The sequence below is a fragment of the Dyadobacter sp. HNCC25DJ185 genome, assembly GCF_056895195.1.
This window is the reverse complement of the sequence record NZ_JBXHAR010000003.1, coordinates 659,103-672,256: the sequence shown is the minus strand read 5'-3', so window position 1 is coordinate 672,256 and position 13,154 is coordinate 659,103. Positions and strand designations below refer to the sequence as shown.

Here is a 13,154-nt window from a genome sequence, read left to right as displayed (position 1 = left end):
TAGACTGTGATGGACAACGAGCAAAGCATTTGTCACTTTAAACATTACGTCTATGAAAAAGCTACCCAGCAAAAAAGTGAAGGGCACTGTGAACCTTCCTTTAATCCATCCCAACGCCGCGGGCATCGATATTGGCGACAATATTCATTCGGTAGCTGTTCCCGAAGGCCGTGACGAGGTCTGCGTAAAATCCTTCGGAACGATGACTAGTGATCTAAAGCAGATCGCTGCTTGGCTAAGTGATTGCGAGATTGATACGGTAGCCATGGAAAGCACAGGCATCTACTGGAAACCGCTTTTTAATGTGCTTATCAAAGCGGGGTTTGAGGTATCCCTGGTTAACGCAAAACATGCAAGGAATGTGAGTGGCCGAAAAAACGATGAGGATGATGCGAGGTGGATTCAGAAACTTCATAGTTGCGGCCTCCTGAAAAGCAGCTATTTACCAGAAGATGAACAAGAGGCGTTAAGAACCCTTGTCAGGTACCGCAAAACGTTAACGATGGATTGCAACCGGTTTATCCTCCGTATGCAAAAGGCGCTCGAAATGATGAATATCAAACTTCATACGGCAATAAGGGATATCACGGGTAAGACTGGGATGGCAATCATCGAGGCGATAATTGATGGAGAAAGGACCCCGGAGAACTTTATCAAATACGTGGACAAACATATAAGGGCAGATCATGACACTATTGTCAAGTCCCTTGAAGGTAACTGGCGGGATGAGCAACTTTACTTATTACAGGACTGCCATTGCAATTACGTTCACTACAAACAAAGGATAGATGCATGCGACGTAGCGATCGAAAGCCAACTGAAACATTTTAACAGTGATTTGATATCGTCAAAAGCAATGTCCACCCCACATAAACCCACCAAGAGGCCAACCAAAAACAAGCCAAAATTCAACACGGGCGAGTACTTCCGTTCAATCCTCGGCGTCGATGTTACAGCGATCTTTGGAATTAGCGACATATCTGCACTGGAGATATTATCGGAAACCGGGACGGATATGACAAAATGGGAGTCATCCAAGCATTTCGTTTCATGGCTAAACCTTTGCCCGAACCACAAAATCTCAGGTGGTAAGCTGATTAGCAGCATGCTGATGCGCAAAAAGCCAAATCCCGCAAGTCAGGCATTCCGAAATGCGGCGAACGCTGTGCAAAGAAGCGATAATTGGCTTGGCGATTATTTCCGGAGGATGAAGGCAAAAGGTGGCAACAAATATGCGATGGTTGCAACAGCAAATAAGATCGCCACGGTTTATTACAAGATGGTTTCGCAACAGGTTGAATTTAGCCCGCTAGAACTGAGTGCGTACCAGCAGAAATACCGACAGGCTAAAATTGCCTTCCTTGAAAGGAAACTGCATGATCTCAAAAAGGAGGCCGATTGATACGACGAAACGCGTATATTGTTGTAAGCTTTGCCTAGACGTGGAAATCTTTTAGATTCATTGAATGAGACTATTTCTTAAAATTTTATTCTGGCTTGTGCTTATTGTCACAATGCTGTTTCTCTTTATTTGGTTTTGCTTCATAGGGAGCGGACACAATATTCCAGAGGAAACAAATAGATTTTTTTATTTAGGGACACTGATCCTTTTAGTAGCACTACTGACAATATCTTTTTTCAAAAGAAGGTTAAAAGTGTGAGCCATTTTAACCTTTTAGTCTCTGTGGTTATATAGAAATTCCGGCCTTCTCGAACGCATCAATTTTCAATTCTGTTCCTTTGACTAATAACTTCAAAGGGGTCTCTGATGTATTTTCGATGATAATTTCCTCTTTTTTGACAGAGATCTTCAGCCAGCTACCCTGAAAACCGATCCGGAAAGAATAGGCATTCCATTCCTCAGGCACATAAGGATTGAGAACCAACAGGCCATTTTTGACACGTTGACCGGCAAATCCCTTTATAATACTCATCCAGGTACCCGCCATCGATGTAATGTGCAGGCCGTCCTCCGTATCATTATTGTAATCGTCAAGATCCAGCCTGGCGGTGCGGACATACATTTCGTACGCTTTTTCTTTTAGCCCTATCCCCGCTGCCAGAATAGCATGAACACAAGGCGAAAGCGACGATTCGTGGACCGTCATAGGTTCGTAAAACTCAAAATTTCTACGGATGACTTCAGGCGAAAATTCATCTTCGAAGAAATAGAGCCCTTGCAGCACGTCCGCTTGTTTGATAAAACAAGATCTGAGAATACGGTCCCACGACCACTTCTGGTTGATCGGTCGCTGGTCCGCAATGTCGTTGACTGTCAGGATTTCTTTATCCAAAAAGCCCTGCTGCTGCAGGTATACCTTCCTGTTTTCATCGTAAGGGAAATGCATGTTTTCCACAATATGCTTCCAATCAGGCAGTTCCGAATTTAATTTCAAATTGGTTGCGCGTATCACTTCATTCAACCTCTGCGAATCGTTCTCCCAGAGTTTACTGATCACTTCCAGCGTGTAGCGCAACGTCCAGCATGCAATGTAGTTGGTATACCAGTTATTGTTGACATTGTTTTCATATTCGTTTGGACCCGTGACACCCAGCATGACGTACTGGCTTTTATCACCCGACCACGTGATGCGCTGCTTCCAGAACCTCGATATGCCGATCAGCACTTCCAGCCCGTATTCAGACAAGTAAGTCTCATCGCCCGTATATCGGGTGTAGTCATAAATCGCGTAAGCGATGGCACCGTTCCGGTGAATTTCCTCAAAGGTAATTTCCCATTCGTTGTGACATTCCTCGCCATTCATGGTCACCATCGGATAGAGAGCCGCCCCGTCACCGAAGCCAAGCTTTTCGGCATTTTCAATCGCTTTCTGTAAGTGCTTATGTCTATATACGAGCAGATTACGTGCTACTTTTTGCTCGGCAGTCGAGAGGTAAAACGGAATACAATAAGCCTCCGTATCCCAATAGGTACTACCACCATACTTCTCTCCGGTAAACCCTTTGGGCCCGATATTCAATCGTTCATCTTCACCGGTGTAGGTCTGTCCAAGGTGGAAGATATTGAAGCGTATACCTTGTTGCGCGGCAACATTTCCTTCGATCGCAATATCATTTTTAGCCCATTTTTCGGCCCAGGTCTGGACATGCTCCGCGCACATCTGGTGGAAGCCTTTTGCTGCAATGCGTGCAACGTAATTTTTCGCCTGAGCAAGCAAGTGTCCGGCTTCGTAATTGGCGGAAGACAGGTTTACCGCATACTTGAAAATCGTAACCTCCTCCCCTTTTCTGAGGTTTAGCTTAACGCTATCGGAAACATATTTTTCGGTTACAAAAGGCTGTGAATCCGGGCGGACAGCCAAGCCGTTTAATTTCACCTCGAACTTCATCCCGGTAGCGACCTGAAATTGCTCAACCCCATAGGGATTAGCTTTAGTCTCTAATATCAGATACCCCTCATAATCAGCAGCTTCTTTTTTTATTTCATTCCAAAACGATTCATCGTAGTTTGAATCGCGGTTCCTGATGTTTCCATCCAGGTAGGGCGTTATGATCAGATCATCCTCGAAATTCAGGGGGACCAGAGTGTAACTGATGGCACCCGACTCGTCGTCGGCCATGCTGCAAAAACGCTTCGAATGAATTTTCAACTGCTTTCCGCCCGGCAAGGTTACGGTGGCAATGCGCTCCAGGATGCCTTCTTTCATGTTGAGCACCCTGCTGAAATCGTCTATCTGGCAGGTATTTAAATCGAGCATTTGCCCGCCGATCTGCACATCGATACCTGTCCAGTTACAAGCATTCAACACCTTGGCGAAATAGTTGGGGTAGCCGTTCTTCCACCAGCCTACCCGGGTCTTATCGGGGAAATAAACGCCTGCAACGTAATTTCCAAGAAGCGTTTTTCCTGAATATTTTTCCTCGAAATTCCCCCTTTGCCCCATCCTGCCATTCCCCAGGCTCATCAAACTTTCTGTAATCTCATTGTGCTCAGGGTGAAAGCCGTTTTCTACGATACACCATTCATCATGGGTGATGTAATTTTTCATTTAGGATTGGGCGTGTTGGGTGTTAACAGTCATGACGCTTTAAAAGAAGCAGGGTCAAATATGTGAAAATATAGTCTAAACTTCCAAAGAATTCAAAAAAGGCTGCTTCCGCTTGTCCTGGAAGATGCCCCGTTAAAAAAGTCTCCCGACAAATCCGTTACCTCGGATCCTTCCCTTCGTCTAAGCCTCCAAGTCCGGGTTGCGCCGAAAATCGCGTTCGGAGCTTTCACAAATTTTCCCTTCAAAATCTGTTTTATGAAACACACATTACTGCTATCCGTGCTTTTCGTCACATTATCCACCTTCGAAACCACCGCCCAAAATAAGCCCATTCCCAATCCCGGCGACTCTGCCAAAATCGCCGACGCCATGTCCTTTCTCCAGGCGCAGGAACACATCCCCAAAGGGCCGCAGGCCATCCAAAGCCCCAATGCAGCCAGCCTGGGTTCCTTTGGAGAAATCCCGGTTTCGCTCTACACCGGAAAGCCCGAGATCAGCATCAACCTCCACCAGGTTTCCGATGGCGGGGTGACGATACCGGTTTCACTGAGTTACGATGCAGCCGGCATCCGTCCCGACCAGCATCCGGGATGGGTTGGCTTAAATTTCAATCTGTCGACCAATTATTCTGTTACCCGGACTGTTCGTGACGCTCCCGATGATAACAAGCCGGTTGCGAGTACGCTCGGCGAGCATGGTTATGCCTTCAACACGGCCTTGCTGAATAATGTCGATTGGTCTCAAACTGCCGGCATGAAGGGGATAGCCAATGCAACCCTGAACCAGATCTTCATTGACACCGAGCCCGACGAGTTCAGTTTCAATGCGCCGGGTCTTTCGGGAAGGTTTTACCTGGGCAACGACGCCAAATGGAAAATCCAGTGCGACCGGCCCGTGAAAGTGCAACTGATCAATACCGGTGTGGCATTACACCCGCCTTTCACGCCCCCTTCATTCACGGGAAACCAATGGGACGATTTCAATAACCACCAATATGCAGAGCATTTCGAAGGTTTTATCATCACCGATGAATTTGGTACCAAATACACTTTTGGCGGAAGCGACAACGGTTTTATGGAATACAGTATGGATTTCTTTAATCAGGGAAAATCCAACTGGACATGCAATGCCTGGTATTTGAAAAGCATCGTCAGGCAAACCGGCCAGACGACCAGTTTCAGTTACGAGCGGGGCGATTTTGTAGCGCAGATGTATTTCTCAATTCATAACAAAATGGCCAGGATCAATGGCGGCGGCCTGTTTCCGTGCGCCAACTGGTCCTCTCTGATCGGGTAAATGGGGCCTTACAACGGAAAGCTGATTTCACCCATTTATCTCAATCAAATCACTTCTGACAATTTTAAAATCGTTTTTGCCTCAACCATCAGTACGGAGCTGCCTTACAGCCAGGACATTTTTGATCCCTATATCAATGGTCTGTCCGCGACGGTTCCCGGTTTCATGAAGCGGGATTACCTGACTTATCTTTTTGACTGTTTCTATCCCGTCAATTCCGGTCCCGCGAATTGTAATAATCCCACGCTGGCGCAGTTGCTGACCAAACTCAAATGGCGAAAACTTGACAAGATCCAAGTGCAGAATGGCTCCGGGGCCACCATTAAAGAATTTGAATTTACCTACAACAATGTGGCGACAGAAAGGTTGACGCTGTTGAAAATCCAGGAAAAATCGGGCTATAATGCCAATAAGCTTCCTCCTTATGAATTCACCTATTTTGCCGATGCCCTGCCACTCCCCGGCTATTGCAAATCCCACACCGATCATTGGGGTTATAACAATGGCAAGCTCATCAATGCAAACAGCGATTTTGCCGCTTTCGACACCTATGGCGCAAACTTCAGGGTCCCGGCTGCTCTGGAAAAATATTACAGGCTCGGATCATTAGCGCAGATCAAATACCCAACGGGTGGCATAACCAAATTCTGGTTCGAGCCACACAAATTTTCCAAAGAAGTGAAGCTGAAACGCTGGGATGGGGAAGACGCCTATGCCGCCAATCAGGCTTGTGGCGGTCTGCGGATCAAAGAAATCCACAGTTTTGATCCAGCTTCCGCAGATCCTGTGGTGATCAAAAAATACTATTATCTGGCAACATTCAATGCTGCCAGTCCTGATACATCGGTTACCGCACTCTCCAGCGGGGTACTTGGCGGGAAAGCCCAATACTATTGGCCAAACTACAAGCCGCTACCCGAAGACCCGGCTATTGTCGTGGAAGAAGACATTTTCTCGACCCAGTCGGTATTGCCGGCTTCCGAAAACTCCATGGGCTCGCATATCGGCTATTCCCAGGTGGTGGAGCGCTCCTCGGTGGAAGGCTGGAGCGTGCACAAATTCTCCAATTTCGACAATGGTTATCGGGATGAGGCCCCATCGGGATTTTTGCAGCCCAGCGCAACCCCTTACCAGCCGTATAACAACCTGGGTTACACGAGAGGGAAGGAACTCTCCGTCGAACATTTTTACCAGAATGGAACCCTGGCCTCAAAAACCACGCAGGTGTTTGGACCTGTCGGCCCCCTGGGCGATTATTCGGCCCGCTCTGTTAAGACGCTGATTACCTTCTTATGCATGACCAATCAGAAGGTTTATGAAGGGACTGCTTCCGTGATCGATGTCAGGAAATATTTGCCTATCGAGGTGGCTACTTACAGCTATGACGAGGACAACGGGGCGGCAGGCGTTGCTTCGGTCGTCAGCAATACCTATTGGCCCAATGGACAATTGAACATCACATCGCAAAATGACAGCAAAGGCGGCTATCTGAAAACAGGTTATCGGTACAGTTTTAACTTGGGCGACCCGGTCAGTACGGCCATGGCGGCGAAAAATATCGTGGGACCGGCACGCGAAATCTTTTATTATACGGGACCCGACGCGTTTCCTTCGCCCGTGAAGCTGACTACCATTGGGTACGACGTCTTTAACGGATTGCATTTGCCGCAGCATGTCCAGAGCAGGATTGGAAATGCAGCTTCATTCTATACAGATGCGGCATTCCTGAGTTATGATGCGCGTGGTAACCTTCTGACTTACAAAGAGCAAGGCGGACCGAACGTTAAGCTGGAATATTATGGTGCGGCTGATATCGGCAAGACCGACCTGATGAAGAAGCGGGCGCTTGCCGACGGGACTTCCGTCTCGCAATCCAGCTCCTACAATCACAAGCCGCTGATCGGCGTCGAAACCATCCAGGATCCAAATGGTAAAACGACGTTCTACGATTACGATCAGTTCAACAGGTTAAAAAGTATCCTCACTGGTAATGCTGGCGGTGCGGCAAGAGCTACATTCTGCTATAACTATGCAGGACAGGTGGTCGAATGTGCTGCCATTGCGCCAACAGGCAGTATTGCTGCAACGACATTGACGCTTCTGGCAGAACCGGCACTTCCTGTGACGCTGATCAGGTTTTCGGCAATCCGGCAAGAAAAAAGCGCGCTTCTGTCCTGGTCAACATCTAGCGAAAGAAATAGCGATCACTTCGAAATCGAGCGAAGTAAAGATGGCCGGCAATGGCAGCAAATGGGCTCGATCAAATCTCACGGCGAGAGCAGCCGGGAGCAATCGTATTCATTCATTGACCAGAAACCATTGACTGGTGAAAATCTGTACCGGCTCAAAATGGTCGATTCAGACAGCACTTCTGCTTTTAGCCGCATCCAGAGCGTCGTGTTTAATCAAAGCGGTGAGCTAATCCTGTACCCTAACCCCCTTACCATTGGAGATAAGCTGCGTATCCAAACCAATGATCCTTCCAAAATTAGCCAGGTCAGGATGTTCGATACCAGCGGAAAGTTGGTCAGACAATCCTCGTGGCTACCGGAAATGGATGTGAGCACTCTGACCTCCGGATTGTACATGGTGCAGGTCACTTTTTCGGACGGAAGCCAGGTGAACCATCGAATTGTAAAACAGTAGGCTAATAGCTTTCGGCAAACCATTCTTAAAATCTCCTTCAGGTATTCCAATAAAAATCTATGTTATGAAACATATAAAGCGATATCCCATTCTCTTGTTATTACTATTGTTATCCCAGCTTAGCGATGCCCAGCAGACCAACAGCCGCAACTACATCATTTCCCGCACTTACAAACAATCCGGCGCAGACCCCAATGATGTCAGCAAAGTGGTTACCCAGGTCCAGTATATCGATGGCCTGGGCCGTCCTTTGCAAAATGTGACGGTAGGGCAAAGCCCGTCGGGCGAGGATTTTATCCAACCCTTTGAGTATGATGCCGCCGGAAGGGCACCCAGGAAATATTTGCCTTATGCCGCCAATGGAAATGGGGCTTTTCAAAACAATGCCGCCAATAATGCCGCCAATTGGTACACCGCCAATCCCGCCGGTCTCAATCTATCCGATCTGGGCAGGCCTTTTCATGAGACGGCTTTTGAAAAGTCGCCAACCAGCCGCCCGGTCGGCGAGCGCGCCCCGGGTAACAAAAGCGCCGGTTCGGTCATCAGGCACAAAATCAGCATTGCCGGTCAGGTCAACCGGTATGATTATGACCCTGCGGCCAATGCCATTGTGCAGGCGGGCCAGTATGCTGCCGGTACCCTTCAATACCTCAACATCACCGATGAGCAAGGCAATGTCACCAACGAGTTTACCGATCTGTTGGGCCGCATGATCTGCCGTCAGGTTATTACCGCATCGGGCACATTGACAACCCATTATGTTTTTGATGATTTGGGTATGATCCGCGCCGTGCTCCAACCGGCTTATCAGGATGCTGCTTCATTGACGGACTTTGCATTTACTTATGATTACGACGAGCTTGCAAGATTGATTGTCAAAAGAATACCCGGAGGCGCTACCACTGAAATGGTCTATGACCAGTTCAATCGACTGGTCCTGTCCCGCGACGGCAACCAGCTCGCCCGTGGTGTCTGGGCTTTTACCAAATATGATGCATTGGACAGGCCGGTCGTCACAGGCGAAATCATTTCCGCCGCAACCCGCGCAGCCTGGGCAGCCAATGTTGCTGCAATTGCCGAACACCATGAAGAGCGGAGCAACGGCACTGTTGCAGGTTACACTTTGGACAAAACAGCGCCAACCAATGCCAGCGAAGCCAATTTATTGACCATCAAGTTCTACGATGATTATGGTTTTTCAAAAGCCGCAAACCTGTCCTACAATGCCGCTTACTATCCCTCCAACAACCCCAATGTTAAAGGACAAATCACAGGAGGCAGGACCAGAATGCTGCCAGGAAGCGGTGCCGCTGGAGGCTGGCTGACGAGCGCAATTTATTATGATGCTGAATACCGGCCTATTCAAACAATCCGAGAGCTTTATGACTTGGGCGTTGGCTCGGTAGAAAGAGTTTCAAGCCAGTACAAATATGACCTGGCGCCCGTTGTCTCAGAACAAAAAACGGAGCAGTTATTGGCTGGCAATATCACCAACACACATTTGGAAACTTACTCCTATGACCATGCAGACCGGCTGCTGGGTGTGAAAGAGAAGGTAACCAGCGGGGCCAATATGAAGGAAGCAATTACGCTTGCCCAACGGTACAATGCATTGGGACAACTGCAATCCAAATGGTACCATTCTGACAACGGCGCCCAGTTCCGATTAAGGACCGATTATACCAACAACATCCGCGGCTGGCTGACAGATGCAAAAACAGTTTACAAAAAAAATGTCAACGGTGCGGACCTGCCCCACTTTGGGTTTAACCTGGCCTACTCCAATGGCGCCCATTACACCAATGGCAACATCAGCCAGATGCAATGGCAAAACAAGGATGACGCCTCTTTTACAAAAGGGTTAAGTTTCAATTATGACGGCGCCGACAGACTGACTGGGTCGACCGGGCTGTTGGGCTATCTGGAAACAGAAAACGGCATTAGTTATGATAAGAACGGGAACATTAAAACATTGGCACGGAGCGGGGCCGTGGTTGATAACCTGGTGTATGCTTACCTGGGTAACCGGCTTTCGGCTGTCACAGACGCTTCCGGCAATAATTTGGGCGTGAAAAGCGGGCTTAGCAATTATAGCTACGATGCAAATGGAAATATGACCAGCGATGGAAATAGAAATGCGACTTTCACTTATAATTACCTGAATTTACCCAAGACGGTCACGATTGGCGGGAAGACGCTTACTTATGATTATGATGCGGCGGGGACAAAGCACAAGTATGCTGCCGATACATTGACGCTGAAATATGCCGGGAACTTTGAATATCGGCAGGTTGGGGCGGCGAATGTTTTAGACCGCGTAGGTTTGAGTGAGGGACAGGCCGTTTTTAGGAAGGGAGCTCTGAAATTTGAGTATGACCTCAAAGATCATTTGGGAAATGTGCGCGTGGTTTTTGATGAGTTTGGGCAGGTTTTGCAAAGAACGGATTATTATCCGTTTGGGTTGAGCATTAACCGGGATGGGGCGGCACCGAAGGTGCAGAATTGGGTGAATCGGTACACGTTCTTAGGCCGTGAGAGCCAACCGGGAACTGGGTATATGGACCTGAAAAGGCGGTTTTATGATCCGACCGTTGGGCGGTTCATGACGGTCGATCCGCTGGACGAGGAGCGGGAATGGCTATCACCATACAATTATGCTCAAAACAACCCTCTTATTAGGGTTGATCCAACAGGTGCTGCGGATGAACCTTGGTACAAGAGAGTATGGAATACGGTACAATCGGTGGCAGCTTCGGCCTCGTTTACTCTCGTAAAGTCTGAGCAAGTAAGAAATGATTATAAAGACAAAGTATCCAAGCTGGATCCAACAGATTCCAAAGGAAGGACTCAAATAAAGATGGATGCCCGAGAAAAAACTCCTGCTGTAATGAAAGCTGTCGCAGAAGAGATGCGTCCAGCAAGCAAAGAAGCGAGCCGGGTTGCAGGAACAGCAAGCAAAACAAATGCAGGAGTAAATAGCATGGTTGAAGGTCTTGGTAAAGTTGGGAAAGTGGCTGGAGGTCTTGCTGTTGGTATTTCAGTATATAATGTAGCTACATCTGATAACATTCCCAAGGCAGCAACGCATGAAGTAGGTACATTGGGTGGTGCTATTGCCGGGGGTGAAGGAGGGGCTGCGGCGGGCGCAGCGATAGGAGTATGGTTTGCAGGTGCGGGAGCTGTTCCTGGTGCAATAATTGGAGGTATTGTCGGAAGTATTGCTGGTGGGATTTCCGGAGGAATAGTAGCTGATAAAGTATATGAAAAAACGACAAAACAAGATTAGATATCATGGGCTTACTTAATATATTCAGTAGCAAACGGGAAAACCCTTTCTTTACTAAATTGAAGAAATTAAATTCTAAACAGAACTTTGCCCATAGAATTGAAAGAGCCTTTTTTTTAGGAGGTGTAGTTTATACCGCTAAAAATTATGACAATCTAATAAATGCAATTTTATCAAATGAATTAGGCGTTTTTTTAGAAAATAACACCTATGATACGCAAGGAGATAACATAGAACTATATTGGATGGAAGATGACGGTCATCAAGCTAAAATATTGGTTATTCTTGATCCCTTAGAGTTGTACGGTAAGGAAGAGATTCTAAATACAATTCCTTCGACAGTTGATTTTTTAGATAGTGTAATTAAAAAACAACAAATCTATCCTAATTCTTAATGAAGGATTAAATCATAAACAAAACAGGCTCTGGAACCGGTGCCTGTTTTCTTATACAGCATAGTGCCTTTTGGCATTAAATCGCGTATCAGCACATCAATGACCATAAAAATCTGTTTACGGTCGGCGTCGGGCATTTTAGAAACCTCCTGCACCCGGTCAAGGGTTGGCTTGTCGAGTTCCAGGTCTGAGTAGTAATTGACAACCTTACTTACGGTTACCTCTGCAACCGGCTTTCGGCTGTCACAGACGCTTCCGGCAATAATTTGGGCGTGAAAAGCGGGCTTAGCAATTATAGCTACGATGCAAATGGAAATATGACCAGCGATGGAAATAGAAATGCGACTTTCTCTTATAATTACCTGAATTTACCCAAGACAGTTACGATTGGCGGGAAGACGCTTACTTATGACTATGATGCGGCGGGGACAAAGCACAAGTATGCTGCCGATACATTGACGCTGAAATATGCCGGGAACTTTGAATATCGGCAGGTTGGGGCGGCGAATAGCCTTTATCGCGTTGCATTATCGGAGGGCCAGGCTGTTTTCCGGAAGGGAGCTCTGAAATTTGAGTATGACCTCAAAGATCATTTGCGAAATGTGCGCGTGGTTTTTGATGAGTTTGGGCAGGTTTTGCAAAGAACGGATTATTATCCTTTTGGGCTGAGCATTAACCGGGACGGGGCGGCACCGAAGGTGCAGAATTGGGTGAATCGGTATTTGTATAATGGGAAGAAGTTGCAGGTTGGGAGCGGGTTGTTGGATTATGGGGCGAGGATGTATATGCCGGAGGTTGGGCGATTTGGAGCGATCGATAAATACGCAGAGAAGTATTATGGGATTACTCCTTTCCAATATGGAGGTGATAACCCCATCAATTTAATTGATATGAATGGTGATTCCATCTCTGTTAACCTTGCCCGAGGCGGTGGAAGAAATGGGAGAGACCTTTACCAAATTCATGTTTCGGGCAAAGTTGTGGATGAAACGTCAAAGGGTTTAACTGAGAAACAATTGAACAAAATTGCCGCACAAATAAGTAGACAAATTGAAAGGTCCTACTCAGGAGGCGACAAAAATATTGAGTTCGAAGCAACCACAGAGATAACAGTGGCAAATTCTGAAAATCAATTACAATCAGCTGATCATGCTTTTAGAATAGTTGATGATGTCGCCACAGTAGTGGGACAAAAAGATAGCCCTACCAAAAATATAGAAGGTTTTGGACCAGTTGGTCAAAATGTAATTTATATGGGAAAGGGGACCAACTATGCGAGAACTGGCGCACACGAATTTGGTCACAGCGCGGTATTAGGCCATCCCAAGGAGGAAATAAATCCAGCAACTGGAGCTACGTATACTACAGACAATTTCCCCGGAAATCTAATGCACCAAGGGCAAGACATAAATTCTTCTGGGCAACCAGTTGCGGGAACTAGAATAGAATCCTGGCAGATAATAAAAATGCATCAAATGTATAGCATACCAGCAATGAATAGAGGTGAACAAAAATTATAAT

The 13,154-nt window shown here is 47.0% G+C and carries 7 protein-coding genes; 6 read left to right on the top strand and 1 reads right to left on the bottom strand.

Annotated elements, in window-relative coordinates:
- Window positions 1-52 precede the first annotated feature (52 nt).
- Window positions 53-1,402 (top strand): IS110 family RNA-guided transposase, encoded by a 1,350-nt coding sequence (locus AC1XUF_RS11435; RefSeq protein ID WP_483341921.1) that lies wholly within the window; start codon window positions 53-55, stop codon window positions 1,400-1,402.
- A gap of 286 nt (window positions 1,403-1,688) precedes the next feature.
- Here the strand turns inward: AC1XUF_RS11435 and AC1XUF_RS11430 are convergent, their stop codons facing one another.
- Window positions 1,689-4,010 carry a glycoside hydrolase family 65 protein gene (locus AC1XUF_RS11430; RefSeq protein WP_483341920.1) on the bottom strand — a complete coding sequence of 774 codons (2,322 nt, stop codon included), beginning with the start codon at window positions 4,008-4,010 and terminating at the stop codon, window positions 1,689-1,691.
- A gap of 255 nt (window positions 4,011-4,265) precedes the next feature.
- Between AC1XUF_RS11430 and AC1XUF_RS11425 the strand changes: the two genes are divergently transcribed.
- The 5 genes from AC1XUF_RS11425 to AC1XUF_RS11405 all read left to right on the top strand — a co-directional run bounded on the left by AC1XUF_RS11425 (window position 4,266) and on the right by AC1XUF_RS11405 (window position 13,153).
- Window positions 4,266-5,306 (top strand): hypothetical protein, encoded by a 1,041-nt coding sequence (locus AC1XUF_RS11425; RefSeq protein ID WP_483341919.1) that lies wholly within the window; start codon window positions 4,266-4,268, stop codon window positions 5,304-5,306.
- Window positions 5,307-7,952 (top strand): T9SS type A sorting domain-containing protein, encoded by a 2,646-nt coding sequence (locus tag AC1XUF_RS11420; protein ID WP_483341918.1) that lies wholly within the window; start codon window positions 5,307-5,309, stop codon window positions 7,950-7,952.
- Between the two features lie 64 nt (window positions 7,953-8,016).
- Window positions 8,017-11,238 carry an RHS repeat domain-containing protein gene (locus AC1XUF_RS11415; protein WP_483341917.1) on the top strand — a complete coding sequence of 1,074 codons (3,222 nt, stop codon included), beginning with the start codon at window positions 8,017-8,019 and terminating at the stop codon, window positions 11,236-11,238.
- Between the two features lie 5 nt (window positions 11,239-11,243).
- A complete protein-coding gene (locus AC1XUF_RS11410) occupies window positions 11,244-11,633 on the top strand; it encodes a hypothetical protein (RefSeq protein ID WP_483341916.1) in 390 nt (129 codons plus the stop codon).
- Window positions 11,634-11,905: 272 nt separating this feature from the next.
- Window positions 11,906-13,153, top strand: coding sequence for an RHS repeat domain-containing protein (locus AC1XUF_RS11405; RefSeq protein WP_483341915.1), 1,248 nt, complete (start codon window positions 11,906-11,908; stop codon window positions 13,151-13,153).
- The last annotated feature ends 1 nt before the right edge of the window (window position 13,154 follow it).

Bases quoted from the DNA above. Each gene is read 5' to 3' on its own strand.
- AC1XUF_RS11435 (WP_483341921.1), top strand. From the start codon at position 53: ATGAAAAAGCTACCCAGCAAAAAAGTGAAGGGCACTGTGAACCTTCCT.
- AC1XUF_RS11430 (WP_483341920.1), bottom strand. From the start codon at position 4,010: ATGAAAAATTACATCACCCATGATGAATGGTGTATCGTAGAAAACGGC.
- AC1XUF_RS11425 (WP_483341919.1), top strand. From the start codon at position 4,266: ATGAAACACACATTACTGCTATCCGTGCTTTTCGTCACATTATCCACC.
- AC1XUF_RS11420 (WP_483341918.1), top strand. From the start codon at position 5,307: ATGGGGCCTTACAACGGAAAGCTGATTTCACCCATTTATCTCAATCAA.
- AC1XUF_RS11415 (WP_483341917.1), top strand. From the start codon at position 8,017: ATGAAACATATAAAGCGATATCCCATTCTCTTGTTATTACTATTGTTA.
- AC1XUF_RS11410 (WP_483341916.1), top strand. From the start codon at position 11,244: ATGGGCTTACTTAATATATTCAGTAGCAAACGGGAAAACCCTTTCTTT.